Here is a 17,825-nt window from a genome sequence, read left to right as displayed (position 1 = left end):
TTGTGTGCAATTGAATGATGGGCGCGAGCTATCCTGGGAGCATGAACACGCCGGACGACGACTGGCTCCGCTTGGACCAGCAGATCTGCTTCTCCCTGCACGCGGCCTCCCGCGCCTTCAACGGCGTCTACCGCGGGATCCTCAAGGACCTCGGTCTCACCTACCCGCAGTACCTGGTGATGCTGGTGCTGTGGGAGCACGACGAGCTGCCCGTGAAGAAGCTCGGCGAGCACCTGCGTCTCGACTCCGGCACGTTGTCGCCACTGCTCAAGCGACTGGAGGCGGCCGGTCTGGTGCGCCGGGAGCGCAGTGCGCGCGACGAGCGGTCGGTGGAGGTGCGGCTGACCGAGGAGGGCGTCGCGCTGCGCGCGCGGGCGCTTCAGGTGCCGCGCCGGATCGCGTCCTCGACCGGCTTCGGCGCCGAGGAGATCCGCACCCTGCGCGCCCGCCTCGACGAGCTCACCACGGCACTGGACGCGGCCGCGGCTCTCGCGGAAGGGCAGGGCGGCCCGTCCGCCGCCGAGCAGCCGTCCGGCGCGTCTCCGGGCCGGCGCCGGGCGTAGAGGCGCAGGAGTACGTCGTCGCGGACTCGTTCCCGCTGGACGTACTCCGCGCGGACGGTGAACTCCTCGGCCAGGACGGCGAGCTTGGTCCGCTCCACCGGGTCGGACGGAGGCCGGCGCGGGTCCAGTGCGTGCGCCTCGGCGACGACCCAGACGCGGTCCACCGAGGCCAGTCGCCGCCGCAGCTCACCGGGGGTCGCCTCACGGCCCCACAGCGTCCCGGAGCGGGGCACGGAACCCCGCAGCGCGATGTCCCGAACCCGCTGGAACCCCTTCGGGTAGGCCAGCGCGGCGAGCCTGCCGACCGACGGCACGAACAGCACCGGGTCGCCGGGGCGCATCTGGCGGACGGCCAGCGCGGAGACCATGGCGAGGTTGTCCGGGCGGTGGGCGGCGGAGCGGTCCTGGCGGAGCACGGGCAGCTGGACCAGGAACGTGACGGTGAGCACGAGGACACCGGTGAGGCCCACCAGGACGCGCGGCTGCCGGCCGCGGACCCGCAGCCGCCGCCCGTCGAACCGCACCCGCCCCAGCACCGCGGCGATCCGTGCGGCCCCCGCCGCGACCAGCAGGGACGCGCCCGCCAGCGCGTAGAGCACGTAACGGTCGTGGTAGAGCGGCCGGACCTGCGACACCGTCATCAGGATCCCCGGCGGCACGAGCAGCAGCGGCCCGGCGACCGCGGCCGTGCGCCGCTCCCGCAGCCCCACGGCCACCAGCAGCAGCGCCCCCCAGAACACCGGCCCCGCCGGCCCGGGGGTGAAGTTCCGGGCGAGCCGCTCGACCCGGTCCCACCCGGGCGACACCAGCCACGCCACCTGCCCGGCCTGCCCCTGCGACACCCACACCAGCGGCAGCAGAAGCAGCACCACCGCCCCCGCCGCCCGCGCCCAGCCGGACCACACCCTCCTCGGCACCCGCAGCAGCGCCAGCGTCAGCGCGTGCGCGCCCAGCACCGGCAGCGCCAGCTCGTGCAGCGCGCAAGTCACGGCGACGACCGTCCCGTACGCCCACCAGATGCGGGCACCCGCCCCGCCGACGGCCCTCAGGAGCAGCAGGGTCGCCCCCGCCACACCCGCCGCGACCAGCGCGTACGACCGTCCCTCCTGAGCGTAGTGGCCGGTCATCGGGGTGATCGCATAGAGGACGCCGGCGCACAGGCCGGTCCGGGGCCCGGCCAGCCGGACACCCAGGGCCCCGACCAGACCGGCGGTCGCCGCCGCCGCGCACACCGACGGCAGGCGCAGCACGACCTCGTCCGGGTGGACGGCGAGGACGGCGTGCATGCACAGGTAGTACAGGCCGTGCACCGCGTCCACGTCGTGCAGCAGCCGCCAGATCTGCGGGAACGTGCGCTGCGCGACCTGGAAGGTGACGCTCTCGTCCCCCCACATCCCGCCGCGGTCCAGCCCCCACAGCCCGATGGCGAGCATCACCGCCATGGGGACCGCCACGGGCACCACCCCGGTGGCGAACCGGCCGCTCCCCCTCGACTGTCCGCTCTTCACGGCCTCGATTCTGTGCCGGATGGGATACTTAGCCCGGTTTTGATGGTGTGTTATCACTTTCATGTCATTCGCCCGGCTTACGATCCGCCGTGATGAATGCCGAGAGTGAGACCGGGAGCGAGACCGAGCGCGTCACCCGGGAGCCGCGTTCCCGGGTGGCCGTCGTGGTGATCGGTTACGACGACGCCGCGCACGTGAGGGACGCCGTGCGCTCGGCGCTCGCGCAGGGACCGGTCGTGCGCGAGGTGGTGGCCGTCGACGACTGCTCGAAGGACGGCAGCGCCGCCCTGCTGGAACGGCTGGCCGCCTCGGAGCCCCGTCTGAAGGTGATCCGCCGCCGGGTCAACAGCGGCGGCTGCGGCACCCCGCGCAACACCGGGCTCAGTGCGGTGACCTCGCCGTACGTGATGTTCCTGGACAGCGACGACGTCCTGCCGCCCGGCGCGGCCGAGGCGCTGGTCCGAGCGGCAAAGGACGCGCACGCGGAGGTCGCGGGCGGTCTGTGCGTACGCCGGGAGCTGCCGTCCGGGCGCGAAGTGGCCTGGCAGGAACGCCTCTACGGGCTGCACACCGTGGTTTCGCACCCCTCGGAGCGCCCCCGCCTGGTCCACGACACGCTCTGCGTCAACAAGCTCTACCGCACCGACTTCCTGCGCGCGCACGGCATCCGCTTCCCCGAGGGCCGCTTCCCCTACGAGGACGTCGTGTTCACCGCGCGGGTGCTGGCCGCGGCCCCGCGCATCGCCCTGGTCCCGGACCGGGTCTACCTCTGGCACGTGCGCCGTTCGGCCGGACGGCTGTCGATCTCCCTGGACCGGGCCGGCGTCGAGAACTGGCGGGCCCGCACGGAGGCGTGCCGGCAGGCGTACGAGGTGCTGCTGGGCGCCGGGCAGAAGGAACTCGCGCGGGCCGTGCGCGCCAAGTTCCTCGACCACGACCTGCGGATGTACGTGCGCGAACTGGGACTGCGCGACGCCGCCTACCGGCGGACATGGTGGGAGCTCACGCGGGCGTACCTCGCGGAGTACGACGCCGACGACTGGGCCCGCAACCCGGCCGCCCCCGGGCGGCTGGTCGGGCAGGTCGTCCTGGCCTCCCCGGAGCCGTGCGATCTTCCCCGGCTGCGGGAGCTCGCGGCCCGCCCGGCCCGGCTGTGCCCACCGTACGCACGCGCCGCCGACGGCACGCCCGTCTGGTCGGACGGCCTGCCGCAGGTCTCCCTGGAGCCCCTGCGGACCAGGCCGGTACGCGCGCTGCCCCTCGCCGTCGACGCGGAGCTGCGGCCGGGCGCGCGGGGCACCCGGCTGCGGCTGCGCCTGCACGAGCTGTACGGGCGGGTGGCGCAGGCGGGGCCGGAGGCGGTGGAGGTGGAGTGGCGGCACCGGGACGACGGGGACGTGGTGGTGCCCGGTGCGGCCGTGCCGCTCGTGCCGTGCGCCACGGGCTCCCACGACGCCGGGGCCGTCGGCACCTGGTCGGCGGAGACGGCCGTCGACCTCCCCGCCCTGGCCGCGTTCGGCACGGGCACCTGGGACCTGCGCCTCCGCCTCCGCTTCCAGGACGGCACGCGCCGCGACGTCACGGCGCGCGCCCGCCGGGGCGCCGGTCTGCTGCGCCGCAGCGCCGTCCCGAGCACCCGGCAGGGCGTGGTTCTCGTACAGCCGTACACCACTCACTCCGGCGCGCTGGCGCTGCGGGTGGCCCCCGGCGTACGCGGTGTGCTGTCGGTCGTACGCGCACGACTGCGCCGCCTGCTTCACTGAAGGCACGACGACAGCGACGACGACCGCGACGGATCAGCGCGCACAGCACCACCACCACGGGCCAACTGACGAGGGGACGGCCGCACATGACCTGGTTGATCACCGGCGGCGCCGGCTACATCGGCGCGCATGTCGTACGGGCGATGACCGCGGCGGGCGAGCGCGCGGTGGTGTACGACGACCTGTCCAGCGGCATCGCCGAGCGCGTGCCCGACGGGGTGCCGCTGGTGGTGGGCTCGACCCTGGACGCCGAGCTGCTCGCCCGCACCCTCGCGGACCACGCGGTCACCGGCGTCGTCCACCTCGCGGCGAAGAAGCAGGTGGGCGAGTCCGTCGAACGGCCGCTGCACTACTACCGGGAGAACGTCGAGGGCCTGCGGGTCCTGCTGGACGCCGTGACGGCGGCGAAGGTGCCGTCGTTCGTCTTCTCCTCCTCGGCGGCGGTGTACGGCATGCCGGACGTGGACCTGGTCACGGAGGAGACGCCGTGCGCGCCCATGTCGCCGTACGGCGAGACCAAGCTGGCCGGTGAGTGGCTGGTGCGCGCGACCGGCCGGGCGACCGGGCTGTCGACGGCGTCCCTGCGCTACTTCAACGTGGCGGGCGCGGCGGGCCCGGAGCTCGCGGACACCGGCGTCTTCAACCTCGTGCCGATGGTGTTCGAGAGACTCACGGAGGACGCGCCACCGCGCGTGTTCGGCGACGACTACCCGACTCCGGACGGCACCTGCGTACGCGACTACATCCACGTGGTGGACCTGGCCGAGGCGCATGTCGCGGCGGCCCGGGTGCTGCGCTCCTCTCCCGGCCGCGACCTGACGCTCAACATCGGCCGGGGGGAGGGCGTCTCCGTCCTGGAGATGATCGACCGCATCAACACGGTCACCCGCCACGACCGGCCGCCGGCGGTCGTCCCCCGCCGCCCCGGCGACCCGGCACGCGTCGTCGCCTCCGCCGACCGCGCGGCCACGGAGCTGGGCTGGAAGGCCCGCCTGGACGTGCAGGACATGATCACGTCCGCGTGGGAGGGATGGGTACGGCTGCACCCGGAGGCGGGTCGGGTCTGACCGGCCCGAGCCGCTCGCGAGCTCCTTACAACGCCTTCAGCCCCTCCGCAGTGGCCCGGGCCAGTGCGGCCAGGTACCCCTTCGGCAGTTTCGGGCTGCGGATCACCACCGAGCGCCAGTACAGCGGGCCCGAGATCAGGTCGAGGGCCAGGTCGTGGTCGATGCCCTCGCGGAGTTCGCCGCGGCGTGCCGCCGCCGTGACGATGCCGGTGGCGACCCCGTCCTGGCCCTCCCGCAGGGCCTTCTGCATGGCCTCGGCGATCTCCGGGTTGCGGGCGGCCTCCGCCTGGAGGTCTGGGATGATCTGCGAGGCGACCGGGTGGCGCAGGGCACGGGACGTCACCTCGTAGAGAAGCCGCAGGTCGCCCTCCAGGGAGCCGGTGTCCGGCGCCGGCAGGCCCTGCACGGCGAGCGCCGAGACGATGTCGAGCACCAGGTGCAGCTTCGAGCGCCAGCGGCGGTACACCGCCGTCTTCCCGACGCCCGCCCGGCGCGCGATCCCCTCGATGGACATCCGCGCGTAGCCGACGGCCGCGAGCTCCTCGAAGACGGCGGCCCGGATCGCTTCGGTCACGTCCTCCCGCAGTACGGCCGCCCCCGCGGGGGCCCGGCGGCGCGGGGGCTGCTGGGGCTCGTCGGGCTTCGTCGTCATGCCGACAGCATAGGGCGTCACGACGAAACGGTTGCGTTCCGACGTTGGACCGTCGTACGCTCCCGTTACGACGATACGGTCCCGTCCCGACGTAAGAGTTCATGAAGAGTCCGGTGAGAACCCTCCTTCCGGACTTCGTGGGCCCGGGTCCCACGCCCCCCCCCGAGCGAAAGCAGCGGATGTGAGTACGGTCCTCCACACACCGCCCCAGCCCCCGGCCCCGGCCGGCCACGACCTCGCGGCCCTCGCCGCCCGCCACGGCCTCTCGGTCAGCGGCGCGCGGCCCTCCCTGCCCGAGTACGTCCGCCGGCTGTGGGCCCGCCGCCACTTCATCACCGCGTTCGCCACCGCCAAGCTCACCGCCCAGTACAGCCAGGCGAAGCTCGGCCAGGTCTGGCAGGTGATGACCCCGCTGCTGAACGCGGCGGTGTACTACTTCATCTTCGGCGTGCTGCTCGGCACCAAGCACGGCGTGCCGGACTACATCCCGTTCCTGGTCACGGGCGTGTTCATCTGGACGTTCACGCAGAGCTCGATCATGGCGGGCACCCGCGCGATCTCCGGCAACCTCGGCCTGGTGCGGGCCCTGCACTTCCCGCGCGCCGCACTGCCGATCTCCTTCTGCCTGCAGCAGCTCCAGCAGCTGCTGTTCTCGATGGGCGCGCTGGTCGTGATCCTGCTCTGCTTCGGCGTGCCGCTCTCCGCCTCCTGGCTGCTGGCGCTCCCGGCCCTGGCGCTGCAGTTCACCTTCAACGCCGGCGTCTCTATGATCATGGCCAGGTGGGGCGCCAAGACGCCGGACATCGCCCAGCTGATGCCGTTCATCCTGCGCACCTGGATGTACGTCTCGGGCGTCATGTGGAGCCTCGACAAGCTGGCGCAGAACGACCACCTGCCGCATGCGGTCAAGGTGGCGCTGGCGGCCAACCCGGCCGCGATCTACATCGACCTGATGCGCTTCGCCCTGATCGACAGCTTCCACGCGAGCCAGCTGCCCGCCCACGTCTGGGCGATCGCCGCCGGCTGGGCGCTGCTCGCCGGCGTCGGCGGCTTCATCTACTTCTGGAAGGCTGAGGAGACCTACGGCCGTGGCTGAGCACCCGAGCGAGAAGATCCCCACCGTCGTGGCCGACGGCGTCGACATCGTCTACCGCGTGAACGGCACCGGCGCCGGACGCGGCTCCGCGACCGCCGCCCTCAACCGCATCGTGCGCCGCAAGCAGACCGAGAAGGCGTCGGGTGTGCGCCGGGTGCACGCCGTGCGGAACGTGTCCTTCGTCGCCTACCGGGGCGAGGCGATCGGCCTGATCGGCACCAACGGCTCCGGCAAGTCGACCCTGCTGAAGGCCGTCGCCGGCCTCCTGCCCGTGGAGAACGGCCGCATCTACACCGACGGCCAGCCGTCCCTGCTCGGTGTCAACGCCGCCCTGATGAACGACCTCACCGGCGAGCGAAACGTGCACCTCGGCGGTCTGGCCATGGGCATGTCCCGCGAGCAGGTCAGGGACCGCTACCAGGAGATCGTCGACTTCTCGGGCATCAACGACAAGGGCGACTTCATCACGCTGCCGATGCGCACGTACTCCTCCGGCATGGCCGCCCGGCTGCGGTTCTCCATCGCCGCCGCCAAGGACCACGACGTGCTGTTGATCGACGAGGCACTGGCCACCGGCGACCGCTCCTTCCAGAAGCGGTCGGAGCAGCGCATCCGCGAGCTGCGCAAGCACGCGGGCACGGTGTTCCTGGTCAGCCACAACAACAAGTCGATCCGCGACACCTGCGACCGGGTGCTGTGGCTGGAGCGCGGCGAGCTGCGCATGGACGGGCCGACGGACGACGTCCTCAAGGAGTACGAGGCGTTCACCGGGGAGAAGACACCGAAGCCGAAGCCCAAGCCGAAGGCCGCCGTTCCCTCGTGAGGCCCATTCAGTCGGCCTTTTTGCCCCATTGATGGCAGCATGACCGCATATGGTGCAGCTGCGAGAGGGGGCCTCAGGCATGGCCGAGCTGAGTGTGATCGTCCACGGGCCGAACGTCCAGGACCATCTGACGGAACTCCTCGACTCCCTCGCCGCCCACCCGCTCGCGGACGCCGAGGTGATCGTGGCCGCGGTGGGCGACTGGGCCCGCGAGACGGCCGAGCGGCACACCCCGGACGTCCAGGTCGTGCCGCTGCCGGACGGCACCGGTGACGCGGCGGCCAGGGCGGCGGGCGCGGCCCGCGCCTCCGGCCGCTGGCTGCACTTCGTCCACGCCAAGGACGGCCTGCCCGCCGGCGCCCCGCGCACGGTCGCGGAGCGGGTGGCAGAGCTCCCCGGCGAGGTCGACGTCCTCGTGCTCGACCACGTCCGCAGCACCTGGCACACCTCCGGGATGCCCTCCTCGGACGGCCCGCTCCTGGCCCGGGCGGGCCGCGCGGATGTCGTCCTCGACGACTGCGCGCCCCTGCTGCGGCTCACCCCGCTGCTCGGCACCAGGGTCCTGCGCGCCGACTTCTGGCGGGCGCACGAGTCGCGGATCAGCACCGACGACGAGCCCTACGCCGCCCTGGCCGCCCTGCTGCTCGCCGACCGCGTCGCCTGCCTGCCGCACGTCGCCTACGAGGACCGCCGGCTGCGCCCCGCGAGCCTGCCCCCGGTGACGCCCGAGCAGCGGTACGCCCTCGTCGAGCGCTACGAGTCGCTCCTCGACCTCACCCGTGACCGGCGCGCCGCGCACACCGTGCTCTACGACCTCATGGTCCGCGACTGCCTGCGCACCTTCGCGCGCGGCGGCATGCCGGAGGATGTCGCGCGGGAGTTCTTCCGCCGGGCGTCCCTGGCCGCCCTGCGCCGCCGCCCCGAGGGACACCGCCGCCCGGCGGGGCTCGAAGGCGTCCGCCGCTCCCTGCTCGAGGAGGGCGCCTACACGAAGTACCGGGCCTTCCAGGCCGTCAACCGCACCCGCCGCGGCGCCAGGTCGGCCGTACGGGCCCGCAAGCGCCAGGCCGGGGCCAAGCTCCGCGACCACCAGTACCGCAGGGCGCTCGGCCGCCCCGTCAACCCGCACCTCGCGGTGTTCGCGGCGTACTGGAACCGCGGTGTCGTCTGCAACCCCGCCGCCATCGCCGCCAAGCTCGCCGAACTCGCCCCGCAGATCCACACGGTGTGGGTGGTCACCGAGGAGAACGCGGCCCTCCTGCCGCCCGGCACCGACCACGTGGTGCCCGGCAGCCGCCGCTACTGGGAGGTGCTGGCGACCGCCAAGTACCTCGTCAACAACGTCAACTTCCCCAACGCCGTGGTCAAACGCCCCGACGCGATCCACGTCCAGACCCACCACGGCACGCCCCTGAAACGCATGGGCCTCGACCAGCTGGCGTTCCCGGCCGCCGCACAGGGCCTGGACTTCCGGGCGTTGCTGGAACGCATCGACAAGTGGGACTTCAGCGTCTCGGCCAACAGCCACACCACCCGCATGTGGGAGCGCGCCTACCCGTCGCGCTACGTCTCCCTGGACCACGGCTATCCGCGCAACGACGTCTACTACACGGCCGGCGCCGACGTCATCCGCGCGGTCCGCGACCGCCTCGGCATCGCCCCGGGCCGCCGTGCCGTCCTGTACGCGCCCACCCACCGCGACTACGAGGCCGGCTGGACCCCGCGCCTGGACCTCGCCGCCCTCGCCGACCGCCTGGGCGAGGACACGGTCCTGCTGGTGCGCGGCCACTACTTCTACGGCGGTGCCGCCTCCCCGCTGACCAACCTGCGCCGCACGGGCCGGATCATCGACGTCTCCTCCTACGAGCCCGTCGAGGAGCTGTGCCTGGCGGCGGACGCCCTGGTCACGGACTACTCCTCCATCATGTTCGACTACGCCAACCTCGACCGGCCGATCGTGATCCACGCCGACGACTGGGAGACGTACCGCACCACCCGCGGCGTCTACTTCGACCTCATGGCTCAGGCCCCGGGCCCGGTCGCCCGCACCCAGCAGGAGCTGACGGAGATCCTCACCACCGAGGCCTGGCGCGACGAGAGCGCGGCCAAGACCCGGGCCGCCTTCCGGCGCCGGTTCTGCGAGTACGACGACGGACGCGCCGCCGAACGCGTCGTCCGCCGGGTCTTCCTCGGCCAGGAGGAACGTGACCTGCCGCCCGTGGTGCCGATCGAGGAGCGCACCCCGGCCCCGACCCCGCAGGAGGCGACCGCATGAGCACCCCCGACGTCACCGTGACGGTCATCGTTTACAACGACGCCGAACGCCTCACCCGCGCGGTCGAGTCGGTCCGCCGCCAGACCCACGCCAACCTCGAGATCATCATCAGCGACGACCACTCCACGGACGAGACCCCGGCGGTGGCCCAGCGGCTCGCGGCCCAGGACCCCCGTGTCCGGCACCTCCGCCTGGAGCGGAACAGCGGCGGCTGCAGCGCCCCGCGCAACCGCGCCCTGCAGATCGCGCGGGCGCCGTTCCTGATGTTCCTCGACAGCGACGACGAACTCCCCGCCGACGCCGTGGAACTGCTGCTCGCCGCACACCGCGAACACGAGATCGACTTCGCGATGGGCGCGGTGCAGCGGATCCGGGTGGACAACGGCCGCCGCTCGACGTGGATGCCGCACCTCGTTGCAGAGCGCCGCACGCTCGACGGCATCGAGGCCGACCCACGCCTGTTCTTCGAGCACCTGTCCACCAGCAAGATGTACGCCCGCGCCTTCCTCGACCGGCACGAGCTGCGCTTTCCCGAGGGAATCCACTACGAGGACCAGCTGTTCACGGCACAGGCCTACTGCCTGGCCAAGAGCTTCACGATCGTCCCGGAACCGGTCTACCGCTGGTACGTGGCGCCCTTCGCGGCCTCCGAGGTGGCCTCGCTGTCGAACCAGCGGCACAAGCTCGCCAACGTGCGGGACCGGATCCACGTCCAGCACCTCATCGACGCGTTCCTGGCGGAGAGCGGGCACGAATCGCTGCGCGAGGACAAGGACCACAAGTTCCTCAAGCACGACTTCCGGATGTACGCCGGTGACCTGCCCTACCGGGACGACGCCTGGCTGACGTCCTTCGCGGACCTCGTCACCCCCTACCTCGACACACTCACGCCGGGAGCGTTCGCCCGCCTCCCGCGCATCGAACGCGTCGTCATCCAGCTGGTCCGGGACCGCCGTCTGGCGGAGGCGCGTCTGGCCGCCCGGGGTCTGGGCCACACGGTGGGCCCGAGGCGCGTGACGTCCGACGCGTCAGGCCGCACCTACTGGGGAGACCGGGTCCCCGAGTCGGAGTGGTCCCGCCGCGAACTGGACGTATCCGAGCTGGAGTTGGAGACCCGCCCCTTCCCGGACGCGCAGTTCCGTCACGAGATCCAGGAGATCACCCGGGGGCCGGGCGCCTCGATCGACCTCACGATCCGCACCTACGACCCGGCGCTGCGCCTCCCCGTCGGCCCTCGGCGCGCGACGCTCCTCATCTCACCCGGGGGCCGCCGCCTCCACGTCCACTTCCGCCTCTCCCCCGTCCGCCCCGGCCTCTTCGAGGGCCACGTCCACCTGGACCTCGCAGCGGCCGAACTCCCCCTCCACGGCTTCGCGGGAATCCGCCACCCGCTGCTCCGCCTCCACCACCAGGGCCTGTCCCACACGGGCCTGCTGCTGGCCCCCCTGACCTTCCCGGCCCTGACGACACGCATCCCGTCCCACCGCCTGACGGTAGAGCCGGAAGGCCACGGCCCGGGCCGCCTCCAGGTCGGCTGGCAGCCGACGGGAGTGACGGCCCGTCTGATCCGCCCGGCGGTACGCAGAGTGGCCGGCCCGAGGGTGAAGAGAGCCGCGCGACTGGTCGCGAGCGCACTCAAGTAGCCCCGCGTCCCCGCCGGAGGCACCCGGCTCCTCCCCGGGGCACCCTCTCCTCCCGGCGGTGGAGAACAGCACCGCCGCCCCTCCGCCGCCCGGCCCCTGAAACCGCCCGGCGGGCGGACGCCCCGGGGGGACCAGGTCCGGAAGCATCGTGGGGTCCCCTGCTCGCCGCGGTCACGTACTCCTACCACCGCCGTCGCTCGTCCCACGGCGGCACCGCGTAGCGCACACGTACCGCGTAGCGCACATGAGGAAGCGCCCCGGGCCGGAGCAGGCCCGGGGCGCCGTCACGCCGTCGTCGCCGCGTCTACGAATGCGTGCGCAGCAGCGTCCTCATCGTGCGCATCGCCACCGACAGGTTGGCGAGGTCGAACGCGTCGGACCCCTGGATCTCCTCCAGGGTGGTGCGGGCGCGGCCGAGGATCGCCGCGTTCTTCTGCTCCCACGCCTTGTAGCGCTGCTCGGGCGTCGAGGTGCCGTTGCCGACCGCCAGGACGTCGGCGGTCAGCGCCGCGTGCGCCGCGTACAGGTCCTCGCGGATCGCCGCGCGGGCCATGGACTGCCAGCGGTCGGCGCGGGGCAGCTCGATGATGCGGTCCATGAGCTGGGTGATGCGCAGCCGGTCGGCGAGGTCGTAGTAGACCTCGGCGACGTCCATGGGCTCCCGGCCCATCCGGTCGGCGATCGAGACGATGTCGAGCGTCGGGAAGGCCGAGGAGAAGCCCGCCACCCGGGTGGCGAGGTCCTCCGGGACGCCCGCGCCCGTCAGCTCGTCGTAGATCTTCTGGTACCACTCGAGGTCGGCACCGCGCAGCAGCTTCGGCAGCTGCCCCCAGACCTGTTCGACCCGGTCGGCGAAGAAGTCGACCGTCCCGGCGAGCTCCAGCGGCTGCGGCCGGTTGTTGAGCAGCCAGCGCGTGCCGCGCTCCACCAGGCGGCGCGCATGCAGCCGGATGCGGGTCTGCACCTCGGCCTCGACCTTGTTGTCGAGCGCCTCGACCCCGTCCCACACCGGGGACTGCCGGAAGATCGCCCGTGCCGCGGTCTGCGCCCGCACGATCTCCTCCAGCGACGCGCCGGTCTCCTCGCGCAGCCGGTGCAGATACGTCGTACCGCCCGTGTTCACCGTGTCGTTGACCAGCACGGTCGTGGTGATCTCACGGCGCAGCGGGTGGCAGACGAGGTGCTCGGGGTACTGCTCGCGCAGCTCCTTCGGGAAGTACGCGTGCAGCAGGGTGCTCAGGTACGGGTCGTCCGGCAGCGAGGTGTGCAGCAGCTCCTCGGCGACCGTGATCTTCGTGTACGCCAGCAGTACGGCCGTCTCCGGGCCGGTCAGGCCCTGGCCCTGGGCGAGCCGCTCGCGGATCTGCCGGTCGGTGGGCAGGAACTCCAGCGCCCGGTCGAGGTGTCCCTCCCTGACCAGGTGCTTCATGAAGCGCTGCTGGGCGTGGAGCATGGCGCTGGACTGGGCGAGGGCGTTGGCGATCGCCGTGTTCTGCGCGTAGTTGTTGCGCAGCACCAGGTGGCCGACCTCGTCGGTCATCTCGGCGAGCAGCTTGTTGCGCTGCTTGACGGTCATGTCGCCGTCCCTGACCAGGCCGTTGAGCAGGATCTTGATGTTCACCTCGTGGTCGGAGGTGTCCACGCCGGCGCTGTTGTCGATGGCGTCGGTGTTGATCCGGCCGCCCTGCAGTGCGAACTCGATCCGGCCGAGCTGGGTCAGTCCGAGGTTGCCGCCCTCGCCGACGACCTTGACGCGCAGGTCCTTTCCGTCGACGCGGATGGCGTCGTTGGCCTTGTCGCCGACGTCCGCGTTGGACTCGGCGGAGGACTTGACGTACGTGCCGATGCCGCCGTTCCACAGCAGGTCCACCGGCGCGTGGAGGATGGCCTTCATCAGGTCGGCCGGGGTCAGCTTGGTGACCTTGGCCTCGATGCCGAGGGCCTCACGGATGTGCGCGTTGACGGGGATCGCCTTCGCCGTGCGCGGGAAGATGCCGCCGCCGGCCGACAGCAGCTCGGTGTTGTAGTCCTCCCAGCTGGAGCGGGGCAGCTCGAACAGACGGCGGCGCTCGGCGTAGGAGGTGGCGGCGTCCGGGTCCGGGTCGATGAAGATGTGCCGGTGGTCGAAGGCCGCGACCAGGCGGATGTGCTCGGAGAGCAGCATGCCGTTGCCGAACACGTCACCGGACATGTCGCCGATGCCGACGACCGTGAAGTCCTCGGTCTGGGTGTCGACGCCCATGTCGCGGAAGTGCCGCTTGACGGACTCCCAGGCGCCGCGGGCGGTGATGCCCATGCCCTTGTGGTCGTAGCCGGCGGAGCCGCCGGAGGCGAAGGCGTCACCGAGCCAGAAGTTGTAGTTCTCGGCGACCCCGTTGGCGATGTCGGAGAAGGTCGCCGTGCCCTTGTCGGCGGCGACGACGAGGTAGGTGTCGTCCTCGTCGTGCCGGACGACGTCGGCCGGGGGCACGACCTCGCCCGCGACCATGTTGTCGGTGATGTCGAGCAGCGCCGAGATGAACGTCTTGTAGCTGGCGATGCCCTCGGCCATCCACGCGTCCCGGTCCACGGACGGATCCGGCAGCTGCTTGGCGACGAACCCGCCCTTGGCGCCGACCGGCACGATGACGGTGTTCTTCACCATCTGCGCCTTGACCAGGCCGAGGATCTCCGTGCGGAAGTCCTCACGCCGGTCGGACCAGCGCAGGCCACCGCGCGCGACCTTGCCGAAGCGCAGGTGCACGCCCTCGACGCGCGGCGAGTAGACCCAGATCTCGAACGCCGGGCGGGGCGCAGGCAGGTCGGGGATGGCCTGCGGGTCGAACTTCATGGAGACGTAGTCGTGCGGCTTGCCGCCCGCCGCCTCCTGGAAGAAGTTGGTCCGCAGCGTCGCCTTGATGACGGTCAGGAACGACCGGAGGATCCGGTCCTCGTCGAGCGAGGCCACCTGGTCGAGGGCCGCGTCGACCTCCTCCAGCAGCGCGTCCACGATCTCGTGGCCCGCCCGCTGCCGGTCCGGCGACATCCGCGCCTCGAACAGGGAGACGAGCAGGCGCGTGGTGTGGACGTTGTTGCGGAGGGTGTCCTCCATGTAGTCCTGGCTGAACGTCGACGCCGCCTGGCGCAGGTACTTCGCGTACGCCCGCAGCACCATCGCCTGGCGCCAGGTCAGCCCGGCGCTCAGCACGAGCGCGTTGAAGCCGTCGTTCTCCGCCTTGCCGGTCCAGGTGGCGGAGAAGGCGTCCTGGAAGCGTTCACGGGCGTCGTCGCCGAAGTAGTCCCCGCCGCCGTTGGCGCGGGGCATGCGCAGACCGAAGTCGTAGATCCAGGCCACGCTGCGGTCCGAGCAGCGCAGCTCGTACGGCCGCTCGTCGACGACCTCGACGCCGAGCCGGTTGAGGACCGGCAGGACGGCCGAGAGGGAGATGGCGTCGCCCGTGCGGTAGATCTTGAAGCGGCGTTCCTCGGGGGCGGCGCCCACGGGCTCGTACAGGCTGAGCGCGAAGTCCTTGTCCGCTTCGGCGTTCAGCTGCTCGAGGTGGACGAGGTCGGCGACCGCGGCGCGCGGGTTGTGGTCGGCCTTGTAGCCCTCGGGGAAGGCGTGCGCGTACCGGCGCATCGCCTCGGCCGCGTGCTCCTCGCCGAGCTCGGCGTTGAGGGCCTCGGCGAAGGCGTCCTCCCAGGAGCGGGCGGCCTCCACCAGCCGGGCCTCGATGCGCTCCTTGTCGGAGTCGGACAGCTCCGGCAGTTCGGTGCCCTGCGGGACCCGGACCACGAAGTGCAGCCGGGACAGGATCGACTCGGTGTTCCAGGCGGTGAAGTCGACGCTGATGCCGCCGAGCTCCTCCTTCAGGATCTCGATGATCCGCAGGCGGACGGCCGTGGTGTAGCGGTCGCGCGGGAGGTAGACGAGGGCGGAGTAGTAGCGCCCGTACTCGTCCTGGCGCAGGTAGAGCCGCAGACGGCGGCGCTCCTGGAGGTACAGCACGGAGGTGACGATGGCGCGCAGCTCGTCGGCCGGGGTCTGGAACAGCTCGTCGCGCGGGTACGTCTCCAGGATCTGCAGCAGGTCGCGCCCGTCGTGGCTGTGGGGCGAGAACCCGGCCTGCTCCAGGACCTCCTCGACCTTGCGCCGGATGACCGGGACGCGGCGCACGGACTCGGTGTAGGCGGCGGACGAGAACAGCCCGAGGAACCGTCGCTCGCCGATGACGTTGCCGTCCGCGTCGAACTTCTTGACGCCGATGTAGTCCAGGTACGACGGCCGGTGCACGGTCGCCCGGCTGTTCGCCTTGGTCAGCACGAGCAGCTTGTGCTCGCGCGCCTTGGCCCGGGCGTCGGCGGGCAGCCGCTCGAACGACGGGCTGACCGGGTGGCTCTCCTCGGCCGCGTGGTGCGGGTCCGAGCGCAGTATGCCGAGCCCGGTACCGGGGACGGCGGCCAGGGAGTCGTCGTCGCGCAGCTGGTACTCGCGGTAGCCGAGGAAGGTGAAGTGGTCGTCGGCCAGCCAGCGCAGCAGCTCACGGGCCTCCTCGACCTGGGGCCCGGGCAGGTCGCCGGGGATGGGCTCGTCCGGCAGCCCCTCCGCCAGCCGGGTCGCCGCGTCCCGCATCTTGCCCCAGTCCTCGACGGCCTCGCGGGCGTCGGACAGCACGCGCAGCAGGTCGGAGGTGATCTGCTTCAGATCGGCCCGGTCGGTCTCCCGGTCGATCTCGACGTGGATCCAGGACTCGACGTGCGCGTCGTGCGGAAGGTCTCCGGTCGCCCGGGTCGACAGCACCTCGATGAGCTTGCCGGTGACATCGCGCCGTACGACGAACTGCGGGTGGATGACGACGTGGATCCCGCGTCCCTGCCGGGTCAGCTCGTTGGTGACGGAGTCGACGAGGAAGGGCATGTCGTCGGTGACGACCTCGACCACGGAGTGGCTGCAGGTCCACCCGTTCTCTTCCACCGTGGGGGTGTGCACCCGGACGTTGGCGGTGCCCTGGGGGCGGTTCTCGGCCAGCCGGTAGTGCGATACGGCGGCTCCGAAGACGTCGACCGGGTCGCGGTCGGTCAGGTCCTCCGGGGCCGTGTGCAGGTAGTAACGCTGGAGGAACGTGAGGAGGGCCTCGCGGTCCGGTGCCTTCTGGGCGTCCGGGGTCTCCTCGCCCGTCGACCCGGTCGGTAGGTGCCCCCCGACCGGGCTGTTCTCAGCTACCCGGGCGGCCCTCTCGAGCAACTCGGCCTTGGCTTCGTCCAGCTTGGTCTGCATTGTCCTCTGGCTCCTGTCGCGCGCCGTTGCGTGACGTAGAAGGAAGTACGGCCTCTGCGCTCACGGCCTCACGTCCTGACACGGGGTATCCGGTCTGTTCCGACGCTATGCCGCGAGGCGAGATGAGCGGGGGTGTCTGAGCCATTCTTGAGCTGGGCCACCGGTGTGACGCTGCTCTCCGCGACGCCTGAATCCTGGTGCTGCTCGGCGTCCCGGGAGCCCTCGATGTCACGTCCCGCCCGCGAGGACCAGCGACTGCCGCCCGGTCACGGATGTCGTCCGTGCTCTCCGGGCGCAGGGCAGGGACGACGACGTCCCCGCGAACTATCGCGCTGATCACGCCACCAAGGCTATCGCTCCTCACAGGGGCTCCGTCATGAGCCGTATGTGTACAAAACCAGCCCTGGAAGTTTGACGTTCTGCACAGTGCCGCTGCGCGTTTCGGCCAGAACAGGGTCAGGCGGCGAGCCGCTCCGCCTCCGCGACCGCTTCCTCCAGCGTGTCCACGACCGGCACGCCGACGGCCTCCAGGCTCACCCTGCTGTGCGACCCGCCGGTGTACAGCACGGCCCGTGCACCGACGTGCAGCGCGGCCACCGCGTCGTCCGCGGCGTCCCCGATCACCACGGTCCGCTCCGGCGCCACCCCGCTCAGCGACGCCAGGTGCCGCACCATGTGCTCGGCCTTGCTGCCCCCGGACGGCCCGGTGCGCCCGTCCACCCGTATGAAGTGCGGCTCGATGCCGAACCCCCGCACCAGCGGAACCAGCTCCTCGTGCACGTACATGCTCAGGATCGACTGGCTGCGGCCCGCCGAGCGCCAGCCGGCCAGGAGCTCCACGGCCCCCGCCGTCAGCCCGCAGGACGTCCGGTGCTCGGCGTAGTAACGGTGGAAGACGTCGTCCATGGCCTCCCACTCGGCCTCGGTCGGCAGCCGTCCCATGAGCCGCTCATAGAACTTCGGCACCGGGACGCAGTACAGCTCCCGGTACTTCTCCAGCGTCAGCGGCTCCAGGCCCAGCTCGGCGAAGGCCGCGTTCGTCGCTCCGATGATCGCGTCGATGTCGTGGAACAGCGTCCCGTTCCAGTCCCAGACGATGTGCGCGCCCGTCTTCATCCCCATGCCCGAAAACGTACCCGCCCCCACTGACAATCAAGAGAACGGCGCCGCAACGCGCC

General features: G+C 71.8%; 10 protein-coding genes and 1 pseudogene. 7 read left to right on the top strand and 4 right to left on the bottom strand.

The features are described 5' to 3' along the window. The first annotated feature begins 41 nt into the window (after positions 1–41). Positions 42–563 carry a MarR family transcriptional regulator gene (locus AB0937_RS26575; protein ID WP_366714773.1) on the top strand — a complete coding sequence of 174 codons (522 nt, stop codon included), beginning with the start codon at positions 42–44 and terminating at the stop codon, positions 561–563. Between the two features lie 902 nt (positions 564–1,465). Here AB0937_RS26575 and AB0937_RS26570 read toward each other — a convergent pair. After that, positions 1,466–1,849 (bottom strand): annotated as a pseudogene (locus tag AB0937_RS26570) (glycosyltransferase family 39 protein); the annotation flags it as partial. 314 nt (positions 1,850–2,163) lie between these two features. On the opposite strand from AB0937_RS26570, the gene AB0937_RS26565 reads away from it, so the two are divergent. Together AB0937_RS26565 and galE are read left to right on the top strand one after the other, a co-directional pair. Beyond that, positions 2,164–3,834, top strand: coding sequence for a glycosyltransferase family 2 protein (locus AB0937_RS26565; protein ID WP_366714771.1), 1,671 nt, complete (start codon positions 2,164–2,166; stop codon positions 3,832–3,834). 86 nt (positions 3,835–3,920) lie between these two features. Further along, on the top strand, positions 3,921–4,901 hold the full coding sequence (galE, locus tag AB0937_RS26560; RefSeq protein WP_366714770.1) for a UDP-glucose 4-epimerase GalE: 981 nt from the start codon (positions 3,921–3,923) through the stop codon (positions 4,899–4,901). Positions 4,902–4,926: 25 nt separating this feature from the next. Here galE and AB0937_RS26555 read toward each other — a convergent pair whose 3' ends face one another. Next, positions 4,927–5,553 (bottom strand): TetR/AcrR family transcriptional regulator, encoded by a 627-nt coding sequence (locus AB0937_RS26555; protein ID WP_366714768.1) that lies wholly within the window; start codon positions 5,551–5,553, stop codon positions 4,927–4,929. A 181-nt stretch (positions 5,554–5,734) separates the two neighbouring features. Here AB0937_RS26555 and AB0937_RS26550 point away from each other — a divergent pair, with 181 nt between their 5' ends. The 4 genes from AB0937_RS26550 to AB0937_RS26535 all read left to right on the top strand — a co-directional run bounded on the left by AB0937_RS26550 (position 5,735) and on the right by AB0937_RS26535 (position 11,390). Next, a complete protein-coding gene (locus AB0937_RS26550) occupies positions 5,735–6,649 on the top strand; it encodes an ABC transporter permease (RefSeq protein WP_366714766.1) in 915 nt (304 codons plus the stop codon). Further along, a complete protein-coding gene (locus AB0937_RS26545; protein ID WP_366714764.1) occupies positions 6,642–7,472 on the top strand; it encodes an ABC transporter ATP-binding protein in 831 nt (276 codons plus the stop codon). Before AB0937_RS26550 ends, AB0937_RS26545 begins: the two co-directional genes overlap by 8 nt. A 79-nt stretch (positions 7,473–7,551) precedes the next feature. Further along, the gene (locus tag AB0937_RS26540; protein ID WP_366714762.1) at positions 7,552–9,747 is read left to right on the top strand and encodes a CDP-glycerol glycerophosphotransferase family protein; all 2,196 of its coding nucleotides are present in this window, start codon (positions 7,552–7,554) and stop codon (positions 9,745–9,747) included. Then, positions 9,744–11,390, top strand: a complete 1,647-nt coding sequence (locus AB0937_RS26535) for a glycosyltransferase family 2 protein (protein ID WP_366714760.1) — start codon at positions 9,744–9,746, stop codon at positions 11,388–11,390. Before AB0937_RS26540 ends, AB0937_RS26535 begins: the two co-directional genes overlap by 4 nt. Before the next feature lie 304 nt (positions 11,391–11,694). Here AB0937_RS26535 and AB0937_RS26530 read toward each other — a convergent pair whose 3' ends face one another. Together AB0937_RS26530 and AB0937_RS26525 are read right to left on the bottom strand one after the other, a co-directional pair. Next, a complete protein-coding gene (locus AB0937_RS26530; protein ID WP_366714758.1) occupies positions 11,695–16,647 on the bottom strand; it encodes an NAD-glutamate dehydrogenase in 4,953 nt (1,650 codons plus the stop codon). A 456-nt stretch (positions 16,648–17,103) separates the two neighbouring features. After that, positions 17,104–17,769: an HAD family hydrolase gene (locus AB0937_RS26525; RefSeq protein ID WP_366714756.1), complete on the bottom strand. Its 666-nt coding sequence runs from the start codon at positions 17,767–17,769 to the stop codon at positions 17,104–17,106. Between the last annotated feature and the right edge of the window lie 56 nt (positions 17,770–17,825).

The organism is Streptomyces sp. NPDC047880 (genome assembly GCF_040706515.1).
Lineage (GTDB): Bacteria > Actinomycetota > Actinomycetes > Streptomycetales > Streptomycetaceae > Streptomyces.
Note: the sequence above shows the minus strand (reverse complement) of the source record. Positions and strands in the feature narration are given on the sequence as shown.